Annotated in this window: 13 protein-coding genes; 9 read left to right on the top strand and 4 right to left on the bottom strand. The window is 66.9% G+C overall.

Going from position 1 to position 14,617, the window contains the following annotated elements; all coding sequences use genetic code 11:
- Nucleotides 1-7: 7 nt before the first annotated feature.
- Together CTR55_RS15790 and CTR55_RS15785 are read right to left on the bottom strand one after the other, a co-directional pair.
- Complete coding sequence (locus CTR55_RS15790; RefSeq protein WP_296287554.1) at nucleotides 8-337, bottom strand: cell division protein ZapA; 330 nt, start codon at nucleotides 335-337, stop codon at nucleotides 8-10.
- Nucleotides 334-543 carry a TIGR02449 family protein gene (locus tag CTR55_RS15785; RefSeq protein ID WP_296287552.1) on the bottom strand — a complete coding sequence of 70 codons (210 nt, stop codon included), beginning with the start codon at nucleotides 541-543 and terminating at the stop codon, nucleotides 334-336. Before CTR55_RS15785 ends, CTR55_RS15790 begins: the two co-directional genes overlap by 4 nt.
- Nucleotides 544-725: 182 nt before the next feature.
- Here CTR55_RS15785 and CTR55_RS15780 point away from each other — a divergent pair, with 182 nt between their 5' ends.
- The 5 genes from CTR55_RS15780 to CTR55_RS15760 all read left to right on the top strand — a co-directional run bounded on the left by CTR55_RS15780 (nucleotide 726) and on the right by CTR55_RS15760 (nucleotide 6,199).
- Nucleotides 726-1,280: a UPF0149 family protein gene (locus CTR55_RS15780; protein ID WP_192293887.1), complete on the top strand. Its 555-nt coding sequence runs from the start codon at nucleotides 726-728 to the stop codon at nucleotides 1,278-1,280.
- An 8-nt stretch (nucleotides 1,281-1,288) separates the two neighbouring features.
- Nucleotides 1,289-2,623 carry a Xaa-Pro aminopeptidase gene (gene pepP / locus CTR55_RS15775; RefSeq protein WP_296287550.1) on the top strand — a complete coding sequence of 445 codons (1,335 nt, stop codon included), beginning with the start codon at nucleotides 1,289-1,291 and terminating at the stop codon, nucleotides 2,621-2,623.
- A gap of 1 nt (nucleotide 2,624) precedes the next feature.
- Complete coding sequence (ubiH, locus tag CTR55_RS15770; protein ID WP_296287549.1) at nucleotides 2,625-3,809, top strand: 2-octaprenyl-6-methoxyphenyl hydroxylase; 1,185 nt, start codon at nucleotides 2,625-2,627, stop codon at nucleotides 3,807-3,809.
- A gap of 25 nt (nucleotides 3,810-3,834) precedes the next feature.
- Entirely contained in the window at nucleotides 3,835-5,052 is a 1,218-nt protein-coding gene (locus CTR55_RS15765) for a 2-octaprenyl-3-methyl-6-methoxy-1,4-benzoquinol hydroxylase (RefSeq protein ID WP_296287547.1), read from the top strand.
- Nucleotides 5,053-5,197: 145 nt separating this feature from the next.
- Complete coding sequence (locus tag CTR55_RS15760) at nucleotides 5,198-6,199, top strand: Fe(3+) ABC transporter substrate-binding protein (protein ID WP_296287546.1); 1,002 nt, start codon at nucleotides 5,198-5,200, stop codon at nucleotides 6,197-6,199.
- A gap of 16 nt (nucleotides 6,200-6,215) precedes the next feature.
- Here the strand turns inward: CTR55_RS15760 and CTR55_RS15755 are convergent, their stop codons facing one another.
- Nucleotides 6,216-6,554, bottom strand: a complete 339-nt coding sequence (locus CTR55_RS15755; RefSeq protein ID WP_296287545.1) for a hypothetical protein — start codon at nucleotides 6,552-6,554, stop codon at nucleotides 6,216-6,218.
- 175 nt (nucleotides 6,555-6,729) lie between these two features.
- On the opposite strand from CTR55_RS15755, the gene CTR55_RS15750 reads away from it, so the two are divergent.
- From CTR55_RS15750 to gcvP, 4 genes are all read left to right on the top strand, one after another.
- The gene (locus CTR55_RS15750) at nucleotides 6,730-8,349 is read left to right on the top strand and encodes an iron ABC transporter permease (RefSeq protein ID WP_296287543.1); all 1,620 of its coding nucleotides are present in this window, start codon (nucleotides 6,730-6,732) and stop codon (nucleotides 8,347-8,349) included.
- A 112-nt stretch (nucleotides 8,350-8,461) separates the two neighbouring features.
- Nucleotides 8,462-9,544 carry a glycine cleavage system aminomethyltransferase GcvT gene (gene gcvT, locus CTR55_RS15745; protein ID WP_296287540.1) on the top strand — a complete coding sequence of 361 codons (1,083 nt, stop codon included), beginning with the start codon at nucleotides 8,462-8,464 and terminating at the stop codon, nucleotides 9,542-9,544.
- A gap of 66 nt (nucleotides 9,545-9,610) precedes the next feature.
- A complete protein-coding gene (gene gcvH / locus CTR55_RS15740) occupies nucleotides 9,611-10,000 on the top strand; it encodes a glycine cleavage system protein GcvH (protein ID WP_296287538.1) in 390 nt (129 codons plus the stop codon).
- 80 nt (nucleotides 10,001-10,080) lie between these two features.
- The gene (gene gcvP / locus CTR55_RS15735) at nucleotides 10,081-12,957 is read left to right on the top strand and encodes an aminomethyl-transferring glycine dehydrogenase (protein ID WP_296287536.1); all 2,877 of its coding nucleotides are present in this window, start codon (nucleotides 10,081-10,083) and stop codon (nucleotides 12,955-12,957) included.
- Between the two features lie 127 nt (nucleotides 12,958-13,084).
- Here the strand turns inward: gcvP and CTR55_RS15730 are convergent, their stop codons facing one another.
- Nucleotides 13,085-14,608 carry a malonyl-CoA synthase gene (locus tag CTR55_RS15730; RefSeq protein WP_296287534.1) on the bottom strand — a complete coding sequence of 508 codons (1,524 nt, stop codon included), beginning with the start codon at nucleotides 14,606-14,608 and terminating at the stop codon, nucleotides 13,085-13,087.
- Nucleotides 14,609-14,617 lie beyond the last annotated feature (9 nt).

Raw genomic sequence — 14,617 nt, 5'->3', positions numbered from 1 at the left:
TCCAGGGTCAGACTTCACCCTGCTCCTTATCGGTGGTAAGGGTATCGGTGGTCAGCGCGCGATCCACGCGTTCGAGCAGTTCCCGCACGCGCTCGCGGGTTGGTCCGCTGTCGTGCTCCACGCGCTCCTGCTTGTGCAGCAGTTCATGGGTAATGTTCAGGGCAGCCATTACCGCGACACGGTCAGCACCGATCACTTTGCCGCTGGAACGGATCTCGCGCATCTTGCTGTCCAGATAGCGCGCGGCGCTCTCCAGATTGACGCGCTCGTCCGCCGGGCAGGCGATGCAGTACTCCTTGTCGAGGATTTGGACGTTCAGGGTGTTCGACTGGCTCATGAGTCCTGCTCCAGGGCTTTAAGACGCAAAATCATCGCTTCGACCTTCTGCCGAGCCAATTCGTTCTTCTCGATCAGATGGGCGCGCTCTTCCCGCCAGTTTTTTTCGTTCGCCCGCAGCAGCCGGTTCTCGGCCTTGAGCTGTTCCAGGCGCTGGAGCAGCAGGTCGAACTTGGCAATCAGCGCGTGCAGGTCGGCGTCTTCCATGGGCTCTCGCTTGGGAGTGACTTCAGTAATCGGGAACTATATAGGACTGCCGTGGGGGTGGGTCAACGCACGGCTGCCCGGCGCGTCGTCACATGGTCTTGCGGTGTGCGCCGGTGCTAGGATAACGGACCCTATTCTATGTGCGGCGCCTGATGGCGCCTAGCCGTCACCCAGGTTCGATCATGTCCACTTCCAGCTCCGCCTACACTGCCTTCGCCGCCCTGCTCGCCGAGGCCGCCCTGCCCATTTCCCCCGCCGAACTGCACGGCCACCTGCTCGGTCGCGTCTGCGCCGGGTCAGGCTTCGACCAGGGCGAATGGCTGCAGGCCGCCGGTGAACTGCTCGGCGGCGAACCGGGCGAGCGCCTGGGCGCGGCCCTGGGCGGCCTGCTGGGCATGGTCCAGCAGGACTTCAGCCAGGGCGAGATGGCCGTGGTGCTGATGCTGCCGAATGATGACGCGCCGCTGGCCGATCGCGCCGTGGCCCTGGGTCAGTGGTGCCAGGGCTTCCTCGCTGGCTTCGGCCTGGCGCTGCGCTCTCCCAGCCTGTCCGACGAAGCCGACGAAGTGCTGCAGGACATCGCCGCCATTGCCCAGGTCGGCGGCCAGTTGGAAGAATCCGAAGACGGCGAGGCCGACTACATGGAAGTGCAGGAGTACCTGCGCGTCGCCCCGCTGCTACTGTTCTCCGAATTCGGCAAGGTGCCGGCACCGGCCGAGAAACCCTCCCTGCATTGAGGTCGCGCATGATCCGTATCGCCAAGTCGGAATACGCCCGTCGTCGCAAGGCGCTGATGGCGCAGATGGAACCCAACAGCATCGCCATTCTCCCGGCGGCGCCGATGTACATCCGCAACCGCGACGTCGAGCACGTCTACCGCCAGGACAGCGACTTCCAGTACCTCACCGGCTTCCCCGAGCCGGAAGCAGTGATGGCGCTGATCCCCGGCCGCGAGCATGGCGAATATGTGCTGTTCTGCCGCGAGCGCGATCCGGAGCGTGAACTGTGGGACGGCCTGCGTGCCGGCCAGGATGGCGCGATCGGCACCTTCGGCGCCGACGACGCCTTCCCCATCGGAGATATCGACGACATCCTGCCGGGCCTGATCGAAGGCCGCGACCGCGTGTACTACGCGCTGGGCGCCAACCAGGAGTTCGACCGCCGGCTGATGGACTGGATCAACGTGATCCGCTCCAAGGCGCGCCAGGGTGCGCAGCCGCCGAACGAATTCGTCGCCCTCGACCACCTGCTGCACGACCTGCGCCTGTACAAGAGCGCGGGCGAGGTGAAGGTGATGCGCTACGCCGCCGAGGTTTCCTCCGGCGCTCACGTGCGCGCCATGCAGGCCTGCCGTCCGGGGCTTTACGAGTACCACCTGGAAGCCGAGCTGGAATACGCCTTCCGCCTGGGCGGTGCGAAGATGCCAGCCTACGGCTCCATCGTCGCCACCGGCCGCAACGCCTGCATCCTGCATTACCGGGAGAATGACGCGCAGATCAAGGACGGCGACCTGATCCTGATCGACGCTGGCTGCGAGATCGACTGCTACGCCAGCGACATCACCCGCACCTTCCCCGCCAGCGGCACCTTCAGCCCCGAGCAGAAGGCCATCTACCAGCTGGTGCTGGACGCCAACATGGCGGCCTTCGACTACATCGCTCCGGGCCGTCACTGGAACGAAGCCCACGAGGCCACCGTGCGGGTCATCACCGCCGGTCTGGTGGAGCTGGGCCTGCTCAAGGGCGACGTCGACGAGCTGATCGAGCGCGAAGCCTACAAGGCCTTCTACATGCACCGTGCCGGCCACTGGCTGGGCATGGACGTGCACGACGTCGGCGAGTACCGCGTCGGCGGCGAATGGCGCGTGCTCGAGCCGGGCATGGCGATGACCGTCGAGCCGGGCATCTACATCTCCCCGGACAACACCGACGTACCGAAGAAATGGCGCGGCATCGGCGTACGCATCGAAGACGATGTGGTAGTGACCAGGACCGGCTGCGAAGTGCTGACCAACGGTGTACCGAAAACCGTCGCCGAGATCGAAGCGCTGATGGCGCAAGCCAAGGCCCAGGCCGCCTGACATGCAACGTACGCAACTGGCCATCATCGGTGGCGGACTCGTCGGCGCGAGCCTGGCGCTGATCCTCCAGGCCGGCGCCCGCGAGCGCGGCTGGCAGATCGTGCTGGTCGAGCCATTCGCCCCCGGCGATGCCTACCAGCCCAGCTATGACGCGCGCTCCTCCGCGCTGTCCTTTGGCAGCCGGCAGATCTACGAACGCCTGGGGCTCTGGCAGCAGATCGCCCAGCGCGCCGAGCCGATCACCCAGATCCATGTCTCCGACCGTGGCCGCTTCGGCGCTGCGCGCCTGACGGCGGTGGAAGAGGGAGTGCCGGCGCTCGGCTATGTGGTGGAAAACGCCTGGCTCGGCCAGTGTCTGTGGCATGCGCTGGACCCGGAAGTGGTGAGCTGGCGCTGCCCCGCCGAAGTGCGGCGGATGGAAGCCCTGGGCGACGGCTACCGCCTGACCCTGGACGACGACTCGCAGCTGGACTGCAACCTCGCCGTGCTGGCCGATGGCGGCCGCTCCGGCCTGCGCGAACAACTGGGCATCAACGTGCGCTCCTCGTCCTACGGGCAGACCGCGCTGATCGCCAACATCAGCCCGTCCGAGGCCCATCGCGGGCAGGCCTTCGAGCGCTTCACCGAGAACGGCCCGCTGGCCCTGCTGCCGCTGCCGGAAAACCGCTGTGCGCTGGTCTGGACCCGCAACGGCCGCGACGCCGAGCGACTGCGCGAGCTGCCCGATGCGGCCTTCCTCGCCGAGTTGCAGGAGGCCTTCGGTTATCGCCTGGGCACCTTGCGCCAGGTCGGTGCGCGCCATGGCTACCCGCTGAGCCTGACCGAGGCCGACGAACAGATTCGCCCGCACCTCGTCGTGCTGGGCAACGCCGCCCACAGCCTGCACCCGATTGCCGGGCAGGGCTTCAACCTGTCGCTGCGCGATGCCAAGGCCCTGGGCGACCGGCTGTTGCAGGAAGACGCCGCGCCGGGCGATTTCGCCGTGCTGCAGCGCTACCTGGACGGCCAGCGTCTGGACCAGCAGATGACCGTCGGTTTCTCCGACCGCGTCACCCGGCTGTTCTCGACCGCACAGCCGCTGCTGGCCACCGGCCGCAATATCGGCCTGCTCGGTCTTGACCTGCTGCCGCCGGCCAAGCGCTGGTTCGCCCGCCAGGCCATGGGCCTGGGCGCCCGGCCGGTATGACAGTCCCAGTCAATAAGGAAATTCGATGCACGCGGATCTGGTAATCGTCGGCGCGGGAATGGTCGGCAGCGCGCTGGCCCTGGCACTGGAAGGCAGCGGGCTGGATATCCTGCTGCTGGACGGCTCGCCGCTGAGCGTCAAGCCGTTCGACCGCGAAGCCCCCTTCGAGCCGCGCGTCAGCGCGCTGTCCGAGGCCAGTCGACGCATCCTCCAGCGCCTGCACGCCTGGGACGGTATCGCCGCGCGCCGCGCCGAGCCCTACCGCGAGATGCGGGTGTGGGATGGCTCGGGCACCGGGCAGATCCACTTCAGCGCCGCCAGCGTGCATGCCGAGATGCTTGGCCACATCGTCGAGAACCGCGTGGTGCAGGACGCCCTGCTGGAGCGCCTGCACGACTCCGCCCTCGGCCTGCTGCCCAACGCGCGCCTGGAACAGCTACGCCATTCCGGCGACGACTGGCTGCTGAGCCTCTCCGACGGTCGTGAGATCCGCACGCCGCTGGTGGTTGCCGCCGATGGCGCCAATTCCGCGGTGCGCCGTCTGGCCGGCTGCGCCACCCGCGAGTGGGATTACCTGCACCACGCCATCGTCACCAGCGTGCGCTGCGAGAAGCCGCACCAGGCCACCGCCTGGCAGCGCTTCACCGACGACGGCCCGCTGGCCTTCCTGCCGCTGGCGAAGGAAGGCGATGCGCACTGGTGCTCGATCGTCTGGTCGACCACCCCTGAGCAGGCGGAAAAACTCATGGCGCTGGACGACGAAGGCTTCCGCAAGGCCCTGGGCCTCGCCTTCGAACATCGCCTGGGCGCCATCGAACATGCCGACCGTCGCCTGTGTATCCCGCTGCGCCAGCGCCACGCCAAGCGCTACGTGGAGCCGGGGCTGGTGCTGATTGGCGACGCCGCGCACACCATCCACCCGCTGGCCGGACAGGGCGTGAACCTGGGCTTCCTCGATGCCGCGGTGCTCGCCGAGGTGATCGAACACGCCCACGCCCGTGGCGAGAACATCGCCGAGGAACGTGTGCTGAGCCGCTACGAACGTCGGCGTATGCCGCACAACCTGGCGATGATGGCGGCGATGGAAGGCTTCCAGCGCTTGTTCCAGGCCGACCCGCTGGCGGTACGCTGGCTGCGTAATGCCGGGTTGCGGCTGGTGGACAAGCACCACGAGGCCAAGGGCGTTTTCGTGCGCCAGGCGTTGGGGCTGTCGGGGGATTTGCCGGAGCTGGCGCGGGTTTGACGGGATAGATCGAGCGGCTGGTTACCCTCTCCCCCGCGACCCCAAACCGCACCCTGCCGAAACACCCCGAAACACCTACGCACCTCAACAGCAAATGCGGTTCCTTATCATTTACGGGATATCCTCCCCGCAAAGGACACGCCCCATGCTCGTGCGCAAAGGTCTTCTCGCCACCCTCCTGCTGGCCGCCCTCGGTAGCACCGCCCAGGCCGCCGATGAAGTGGTGGTCTACTCCTCGCGCATCGACGAGTTGATCAAGCCGGTATTCGATGCCTACACCCAGAAGACCGGGGTGAAGATCAAGTTCATCACCGACAAGGAAGCGCCGCTGATGGCGCGGATCAAGGCCGAAGGCGCCAACACTCCGGCCGACCTGCTGCTCACCGTGGACGCCGGCAACCTCTGGCAGGCCGAGAAGATGGGCATCCTGCAGCCCTTCGATTCGCCGACCCTGGATGCCAACATCCCGCCGCAGTACCGCTCCGGCACCGACAGCTGGACCGGCCTGTCACTACGCGCGCGGACCATCGTCTACTCGACCCAGCGGGTGAAGCCCGAGGAACTGTCGACCTACGAGGAACTGGCCGATCCGAAATGGGAAGGTCGGCTGTGCCTGCGCACCGCGAAGAAGGTCTACAACCAGTCGTTGACCGCCACCCTGATCGAAACCCACGGCGAACAGAAGACCGAGGAAATCCTCAAGGGCTGGGTGAACAACCTGGCCACCGACGTGTTCTCCGACGACAACGCGCTGCTGCAGGCCATTGCCGCCGGTCAGTGCGACGTCGGCATCGTCAACACCTACTACTACGGCCGCATGCACAAGGACAATCCGCAACTGCCGGTGAAGCTGTTCTGGCCGAACCAGGGCGACCGTGGCGTGCACGTCAACCTGTCGGGCATCGGCCTGACCAAGCACGCGCCGCACCCGGAGGCGGCCAAGAAGCTGGTGGAGTGGATGACCGGCGCGGACGCGCAGGCGCTGTTCGCCGGCATCAACCAGGAATTCCCGGCCAACCCGAAGGTGGCGCCGTCGCAGGAAGTGGCGGCTTGGGGTGAGTTCAAGGCCGACAGCATCCCGGTGGAGATCGCCGGCAAGCGCCAGGCCGAGGCGATCAAGCTGATGGACCGCGCCGGCTGGAACTGATCAGGAGGCTGGCGCCTTAACGGGCGCCGGCGTCTTCCGAGTGGCTGACGGAAAGCGCCTTGCCGTCGCCGCCCAGCAGGCAGATGAACTCGCCGTCGGACTGCTCGCCCCGGCGCAAATGTGCAACCAGCCGCTTGTTGGCTGGTTGGCCGTCTACCGAACCGTCATAGACCTCCTCGCGAATCGAGCCAGACTCGATCCAGGTCCGCTGCCAACGCTCCTGCAACTTCGGGTCTGCTTCGACTTTTTGGATAGCGAGCGCCAGGCAGGATTCGATGGGCGTGGGTTCGTCGGCCAGGGCCAGGCTGCAAAACGAAACAAGCAGCAACCCGGAGAGGCGGCAAAGAGACGACATGGGACTTTTTCCTTGGGGACGGCGGTGGCAGAGTGGCCGGTTCGACCGCTGTACCTTGCGCTTTATCCCTGCCGCGTGAGGATCGGGCGAATTCGATTCAAATGAGGGAAATTTCCGACGGTTGCTCGGCGGCGCTTCCCACAACAACCCCTGCTGTCCTGGAAACACGCCACGCATGCGCGCCAACCGCTGGTACCCCGTCACTTTCGCCGTCGCTGCCCTGGTCCTGCTGCCCATCAGCGTCCTGCTGCTGAGCTGGGCGGAAATCGACCGCGAAATCTGGTCGCACCTGTGGGAAACCCAGATGACGCGCCTGCTGGGCAACACGCTGGTGCTGGTGGCGGGTGTCGGTGTCGGCGTGACCATACTGGGCGTCAGCCTCGCCTGGCTCACCAGCCTCTGTGAGTTCCCCGGCCGACGCTGGCTGGACTGGGCGCTGATGCTGCCCTTCGCGATACCGGCCTACGTGCTGGCGTTCGTCTTCGTCGGCCTGCTGGACTTCTCCGGACCGGTGCAGACGCTGCTGCGCGAGTGGTTCGGCAGCGGCCTGCGACTGCCACGCGTGCGCTCCAGCGGCGGCGTGATCACGGTGCTGGTGCTGGTGTTCTACCCCTACGTCTACCTGCTCGCGCGCACCGCCTTTCTCGCCCAGGGGCGTGGGCTCATGGAGGCAGCGCGGGTGCTCGGGTTGTCGCCGCTGGCCGCGTTCTGGCGTGTCGCCCTGCCCATGGCGCGGCCGGCCATCGGCGCCGGGCTGGCGCTGGCGATCATGGAGACGCTGGCGGACTTCGGCACCGTTTCGGTGTTCAACTTCGATACCTTCACCACTGCCGTCTACAAGACCTGGTACGGCTTCTACAGCCTTTCCAGCGCCACCCAGCTGGCCAGCCTGCTGCTGCTGTTCGTCATGCTGGTGCTGCTGGGCGAGCGTTACAGCCGTGGCCGCAGCGGCGCGCCCAGCGAGCGCCCGCGTGGCGCGGCGCTATACCGGCTGAATGGCTGGAAGGCTTTCGCTGCCAGCGCCTGGTGCCTGCTGGTGTTTGCCTGCGCCTTCGTCATTCCAGTGCTGCAACTGTTGGTCTGGGTCTGGCAGAAGGGCCGCTTCGATCTGGATGAGCGCTATTGGGGCCTGATCCTGCACAGCCTCTACCTGGGCGGGTTCGCGGCTGCGCTGACGGTTGCCGTGGCGCTGCTGTTGGCCTTCGCCCGGCGCCTGTCGCCGACGCCAGCGGTGCGCTCGGCGGTCGGCATTGCCAACCTCGGCTACGCGCTGCCCGGCTCGGTGCTGGCGGTGGCGATCATGCTGGCCTTCAGCTGGCTGGATAACCACGCGGTGATCCCGCTTTCCAGCACCCTGGGCGGCGCCGGCAAGCCGCTGCTGCTGGGCAGCCTCGGCGCGCTGCTGGTGGCCTATCTGATCCGCTTCATGGCGGTCGCCTACCACCCGCTGGAAGGCGCGCTGGCGCGGATTCGTCCCTCTCTCCCGGAAGCCTCTCGCAGCCTGGGCGTCGGCGGCGCCGGTCTGTTCTTCCGCGTCTACCTGCCGCTGTTGCTGCCGGGTGCGCTGAGCGCCGCGCTGCTGGTGTTCGTCGACGTGCTCAAGGAAATGCCGGCAACCTTGCTGATGCGGCCCTTCGGCTGGGACACCCTGGCGGTACGCGTCTTCGAGATGACCAGCGAAGGCGAATGGGCGCGCGCTGCGCTGCCGGCGCTGACGCTGGTGCTGGTGGGCCTGTTCCCGGTGATCGGGCTGATCCGTCGCTCCGCGCGCCAGAGCGGTTCTACGCGGCCCTGAGAATCGGCCGTCGGACAAGCTGTCCAGAGTCCGGCCATGCGACTACAATGCGCGCGTTTCGTGCGGGCCGTACTCGCGCTCCGCACCCGCCTCGCCCGGAAGGAGAACACCCATGGGACAGCGCACGCCGCTCTATGATTTGCACGTCGCCCTCGGCGCCAAGATCGTCGATTTCGGCGGTTGGGACATGCCGTTGCACTACGGTTCGCAAGTCGAAGAGCACCACCAGGTACGTCGCGATTGCGGCGTGTTCGACGTTTCCCACATGACCGTGGTCGACGTCACCGGTCCGCAGGCCAAGGAATACCTGCAGCGACTCCTGGCCAACGACGTCGAACGACTTCAGGTTCCGGGCAAGGCGCTGTACAGCGGCATGCTCAACGAACGCGGCGGGGTGGTCGACGACCTGATCGTCTACCTTGGCGTGTACGGCTACCGCGTGGTGGTCAACGCCTCCACCCGCGACAAGGACATGGCCTGGATGCAGGCCCACACCGAAGGCTTCGACGTCACCCTGAGCGAACGCGCGGACCTCGCGATGCTCGCCGTGCAGGGCCCGAACGCCCGCGAGAAGACCGCCGAACTGGTCACCCCCTCGCGCGCCGCGCTGATCCGCGAGCTCAAGCCCTTCCAGGGCAAGGCCGACGGTGACTGGTTCATCGCCCGCACCGGTTACACCGGCGAAGACGGCCTGGAAATCATGCTGCCGGCCGTCGAGGCGCAAGGCTTCCTCAACGACCTGGTCGGCGCCGGCATCGCCCCGGCGGGCCTGGGCGCGCGCGACACCCTGCGCCTGGAAGCCGGGATGAACCTCTACGGCCAGGATATGGACGAAGACGTCACTCCGCTGGCCGCCAACATGGGCTGGACCATCGCCTGGGAACCCGCAGGCCGCGACTTCATTGGCCGCCAGGCCCTGGAAGCGCAGAAAGCCGCTGGCGATGCGCCCAAGCTGGTCGGCCTGGTGCTGGAAGAGCGCGGCGTACTGCGCGCTCATCAGGTGGTTCGCGTCGCCGGCGTCGGCGAAGGCGAAATCACCAGCGGCAGCTTCTCCCCCACACTCGGCAAATCCATCGCCCTGGCCCGCGTGCCGGCGGCCACCGGCGACCGCGCCGAGGTGGAAATCCGTGGCAAGTGGTACCCGGTTCGCGTCGTTCAGCCGAATTTCGTGCGTCATGGCAAAGCCCTGATCTAAATTGCATGATCTAACTTAGAAGAGGGCGGCATCGCCGCCCGTCGCCCAGTCCCCGAGGAAAACAAGATGAGCAATATTCCCGCCGACCTGCGTTACGCCGCCAGCCACGAGTGGGCGCGCCTGGAAGCCGACGGTACTGTGACCGTGGGCATCTCCGACCATGCCCAGGAAGCCCTGGGCGACGTGGTCTTCGTCGAACTGCCGGAAGTGGGCAAGACCCTCGCCGCCGGCCAGGAAGCCGGTGTGGTCGAGTCGGTGAAGGCCGCCTCGGACATCTACGCCCCGGTGGGCGGCGAAGTCATCGCCGTCAACGAGGTGCTGGCCGACACCCCCGAAGAAGTGAACAACGACCCGTACGGCTCCTGGTTCTTCAAGCTCAAGCCGAGCAACCCGGCAGAGCTGGACAAGCTGCTCGACGCCGCCGGCTACCGCGCTGCCAGCGACACCGACGCGTAAGACACTGCTGTATGCACAGGCCTCGATTCGTCGGGGCCTGTTCTTTTCGGGTACGACCATTCGATTTCGAGACCGTGGCCATGTCGAACACCCCTTCGCTTTCCCAGCTGCACCAGCCTGATGCCTTCCTCGCCCGCCACCTGGGCCCCGACGATGCCGAGCAGCAAGCCATGCTCGACACACTGGGCATCGCCAACCGCGATGACCTGATCGTGCAGACGGTGCCGCCGGCCATCCGCCTGAACCGGCCGCTGGACCTGCCGGCCGCCCTCGACGAGCAGGGAGCGCTGGCCAAGCTGAAGGGTTACGCGCAGCGGAACGAGCTGTGGACCAGCCTGATCGGCACCGGCTACTACGGCACCCTGACCCCGACTGTCATCCTGCGCAACGTGCTGGAGAATCCGGGCTGGTACACCGCCTACACTCCGTACCAGCCGGAAATCGCCCAGGGCCGTCTCGAATCGCTGCTGAACTTCCAGCAGATGACCATCGACCTCACCGGCCTCGATCTGGCCAGCGCCTCGCTGCTGGACGAAGCCACCGCCGCCGCCGAAGCCATGGCGCTGGCCAAGCGCGTGGCCAAGGCCAAGAGCAACCTGTTCTTCGTCGATGCCCATTGCCACCCGCAGACCATCTCCGTGGTGCAGACCCGCGCCGAAGCCTTCGGCTTCGACGTGGTGGTCGACGAGGTCGACAACCTCGGCCAGCACGCCGTGTTCGGCGCGCTGCTGCAGTACCCGGACACCCGTGGCGAAATCCGTGACCTGCGCGCGGTGATCGACGCACTGCATGCCCAGCAGGCCATCGCCTGCGTGGCCAGCGACCTGCTCGCGCTGCTGCTGCTCACCCCGCCGGGCGAGCTGGGCGCCGACGTAGTCCTGGGCAGTGCCCAGCGCTTCGGCGTGCCCATGGGCTACGGTGGCCCACACGCGGCCTTCTTCGCCTGCCGCGACGACTACAAGCGCGCCATGCCGGGCCGCATCATCGGCGTGTCCAAGGACGCCCGTGGCAACACCGCGCTGCGCATGGCGCTGCAGACCCGCGAGCAGCACATCCGCCGCGAGAAGGCCAACTCCAACGTCTGCACCTCGCAGGTACTGCTGGCCAACATCGCCAGCCTGTACGCCGTGTACCACGGCCCGCAGGGCCTCAAGCGCATTGCCCAGCGCGTGCACCGCCTGACTTCGGTGCTGGCCGCCGGCCTCGCCGCCAAGGGCCTGAAACCGGTCAACCAGCACTTCTTCGACACCCTGACGCTGGACGTCGGCGCCCAGCAGCAGGCCATCGTCGAGCGCGCCCGCGCCGCCCGCGTGAACCTGCGCATCGTAGGTGTTGACCGCCTGGGCGTGAGCCTGGACGAAACCACCAGCGCCGATACCCTCGCCAGCCTGTTCGATATCCTGTTGGGTGCCGGCCACGGTCTGGACGTCGCTCAGCTCGACGCCGGCAACATCGCCGACGGCATCCCCGCCGCCCTGCAGCGCAGCAGCGACTACCTGGGCCACCCGGTGTTCAACCGTCACCACAGCGAAACCGAGATGCTGCGCTACCTGCGCCAGCTCGAGGGCAAGGACCTGGCGCTGAACCAGGCGATGATCCCGCTGGGCTCCTGCACCATGAAGCTCAACGCCACCAGCGAGATGATCCCGATCACCTGGCCGGAATTCGCCATCCTGCACCCCTTCGTGCCGCGCGAGCAGGCCGAGGGCTACCGCCTGATGATCGAGGAGCTGGAAAGCTGGCTCTGCGCGATCACTGGCTTCGACGCCATCTGCATGCAGCCCAACTCCGGTGCCCAGGGCGAGTACGCCGGCCTGCTGGCGATCCGCAAGTACCATGAGAGCCGTGGCGATGCGCACCGCAACATCTGCCTGATCCCGTCCTCGGCCCACGGCACCAACCCGGCCTCGGCGATCATGGCGAGCATGCGCGTGGTCATCGTCGAGTGCGACAAGGGCGGCAACGTCGACCTGGAGGACCTCAAGCGCAAGGCGGCCGAAGCCGGCGAGCAGCTGTCCTGCCTGATGATCACTTACCCGTCGACCCACGGCGTGTACGAGGAAGGCATCCGCGAGATCTGCGAGGTCATCCACAGCCACGGCGGCCAGGTCTACATGGACGGCGCCAACCTCAACGCCCAGGTCGGCCTCGCGCGCCCGGCGGACATCGGCGCCGATGTTTCGCACATGAACCTGCACAAGACCTTCTGCATCCCCCACGGCGGTGGCGGCCCGGGCATGGGCCCGATCGGCGTGAAGAAGCACCTCGCGCCCTTCGTCGCCAACCACCCGGTGATCCGCATCGAAGGCCCGAACCCGCTGAACGGCGCGGTGAGCGCCGCGCCCTGGGGCAGCGCCAGCATCCTGCCGATCAGCTGGATGTACATCGCCATGATGGGCCCGCAACTGGCCGACGCCACGGAAGTGGCGATCCTCAATGCCAACTACCTGGCCCAGCAGCTCGATGGCGCTTTCCCGGTGCTCTACCGTGGCCGCAACGAGCGCGTCGCCCACGAATGCATCCTCGACCTGCGCCCGCTCAAGGCGCAGACCGGGATCAGCGAGGAAGACGTGGCCAAGCGCCTGATGGACTACGGCTTCCACGCCCCGACCATGTCCTTCCCGGTGCCCGGCACGCTGATGGTGGAGCCCACCGAGAGCGAATCCAAGCACGAGCTGGACCGCTTCATCGAGGCGATGCTGTCGATTCGCGCGGAGATCGCCAAGGTCGAGACCGGTGAATGGCCGGCCGAGGACAACCCGCTCAAGCGCGCGCCGCACACCCTGGCGGACGTCACCGGGCTATGGGATCGCCCTTATCAGATCGCCGAAGCGGTGACCCCGACCGAGCACACCCGCGCCTTCAAGTACTGGCCGGCGGTGAACCGCGTGGACAACGTCTACGGCGACCGCAACCTGTTCTGCGCCTGCGTGCCGGTGGACGACTACCGCGAGTGAGCGCTGCGCTGAAGTGAAAAAGCCGCCCTCGGGCGGCTTTTTGTTTCTCGTATAGGACGTTGGGCTTTTCGTAGGACCGAGCGGGACGCCTGGTCCTTGCTCGCGAACCGCCGCCCCACTGCGAACCTCAGGAATACAGCGCCTTGAACTGCTCGCGCAGCACGTTCTTCTGCACCTTGCCCATCACGTTACGCGGCAGCGCATCGACCACCATCACCCGCTTGGGCTGCTTGAAGCGCGCCAGCTTGCCGTCCAGTGCGGCGAGTACCTGCGCCTCGCTCGGCACCTCCCCCTTGCCGGCCACCAGCACTGCGGTCACGCCCTCGCCGAAGTCCGGGTGCGGCACGCCGATCACCGCCGATTCGACTACGCCCGGCAGGGTGTCGAGGATCTCTTCCAGCTCCTTGGGGTACACGTTGAAGCCGCCGCTGATGATCATGTCCTTGTTGCGGCCGACGATCTGCACGTAGCCACGCTCATCGACGAAACCGATGTCGCCGGTCATGAAGTAACCGTCCGCGCGCAGTTCCTCGGCGGTCTTCTCCGGCATCCGCCAGTAGCCCTGGAACACGTTCGCCCCGCGCACTTCGATCATTCCCGGCTCGCCCTGGGGCAGCATGGTCGGCGCGGTCTGGCCCGGATCGGTGATGCGCAGCTCGACGCCCGGCAGCGGGAAGCCGACGGTACCGGCAATGCGTTCGCCATCCAGCGGGTTGGAGGTGTTCATGCCGGTCTCGGTCATGCCATAGCGTTCGAGAATCGCCATGCCGGTGCGCTCGGAAAACGCCTTGTGGGTCTCGGCGGTGAGCGGCGCAGAACCAGAGATGAACAGGCGCATGTGCGCCACCGCCTCGCGGGTCAGGCCGGGCTGGTCGAGCAGGCGCGTGTAGAAGGTTGGCACGCCCATCAGCAGGTTCACCTGGGGCAGCAGGCGGAGCATCTGGGCGGCGTCGAACTTGTTCAGGAAAAGCATCGAGCCGCCGGCCATCAGCAGGCTGTTACAGGCCACAAACAGGCCGTGGATATGGAAGATCGGCAACGCGTGGAGCAGCCAGTCCTCGCGGGTGATGTTCCAGCTGTCCACCAGCGCGCGGGCGTTGGAGACCAGGTTGCCGTGGCTGATCATCGCGCCCTTGGAGCGCCCGGTGGTGCCGGAGGTATAGAGGATCGCGGCGAGGTCGGAGGCGGCGCGCTCCACGTCGGCGAAGCGCCCCGGCTTGCCCTGCACCCGGTCCATCAGCGAACCGTCGCCGGCATCGCCCAGGGTCGCCACGTGCGCCACGCCGCTGACTTTCGCCAGCTCGCGGGCCTGGGTCTCGAAGGCCGGCGCGCAGACGAACAGCGAGGGCTCGGCGTCGTCGAGGAAGTAGCGCAGCTCATCGCCGGTGTAGCCACTGTTGAGCGGCAGGTAGACCGCTCCGACACGCAGCACGGCGAGGTAGAGCATCACCGTCTCGGGGCTCTTGTCGACCTGCACGGCGACGCGGTCGCCCGGCTGCACGCCGAGTTCTACCAGCGCGTGGGCGAACTGCGAGGTGCTGCGCAGCATGTCGGCGTAGCTGTAGCCGCCGCCGTCCGGGGTGCGGATGAAGGGCTTGGTAAGGTCGCTGGGCAGGTGTTTGCCGACTTCGGCGAAAAGGCTCTGGTTCATGCGGAGGTC

Source organism: Pseudomonas sp. (genome assembly GCF_002796985.1).
Classification (GTDB): domain Bacteria; phylum Pseudomonadota; class Gammaproteobacteria; order Pseudomonadales; family Pseudomonadaceae; genus Pseudomonas.
This window is presented reverse-complemented; position numbering and strand designations above follow the sequence as displayed.

Bases quoted from the DNA above. Each gene is read 5' to 3' on its own strand.
- CTR55_RS15790 (WP_296287554.1), bottom strand. From the start codon at position 337: ATGAGCCAGTCGAACACCCTGAACGTCCAAATCCTCGACAAGGAGTAC.
- CTR55_RS15785 (WP_296287552.1), bottom strand. From the start codon at position 543: ATGGAAGACGCCGACCTGCACGCGCTGATTGCCAAGTTCGACCTGCTG.
- CTR55_RS15780 (WP_192293887.1), top strand. From the start codon at position 726: ATGTCCACTTCCAGCTCCGCCTACACTGCCTTCGCCGCCCTGCTCGCC.
- pepP (WP_296287550.1), top strand. From the start codon at position 1,289: ATGATCCGTATCGCCAAGTCGGAATACGCCCGTCGTCGCAAGGCGCTG.
- ubiH (WP_296287549.1), top strand. From the start codon at position 2,625: ATGCAACGTACGCAACTGGCCATCATCGGTGGCGGACTCGTCGGCGCG.
- CTR55_RS15765 (WP_296287547.1), top strand. From the start codon at position 3,835: ATGCACGCGGATCTGGTAATCGTCGGCGCGGGAATGGTCGGCAGCGCG.
- CTR55_RS15760 (WP_296287546.1), top strand. From the start codon at position 5,198: ATGCTCGTGCGCAAAGGTCTTCTCGCCACCCTCCTGCTGGCCGCCCTC.
- CTR55_RS15755 (WP_296287545.1), bottom strand. From the start codon at position 6,554: ATGTCGTCTCTTTGCCGCCTCTCCGGGTTGCTGCTTGTTTCGTTTTGC.
- CTR55_RS15750 (WP_296287543.1), top strand. From the start codon at position 6,730: ATGCGCGCCAACCGCTGGTACCCCGTCACTTTCGCCGTCGCTGCCCTG.
- gcvT (WP_296287540.1), top strand. From the start codon at position 8,462: ATGGGACAGCGCACGCCGCTCTATGATTTGCACGTCGCCCTCGGCGCC.
- gcvH (WP_296287538.1), top strand. From the start codon at position 9,611: ATGAGCAATATTCCCGCCGACCTGCGTTACGCCGCCAGCCACGAGTGG.
- gcvP (WP_296287536.1), top strand. From the start codon at position 10,081: ATGTCGAACACCCCTTCGCTTTCCCAGCTGCACCAGCCTGATGCCTTC.
- CTR55_RS15730 (WP_296287534.1), bottom strand. From the start codon at position 14,608: ATGAACCAGAGCCTTTTCGCCGAAGTCGGCAAACACCTGCCCAGCGAC.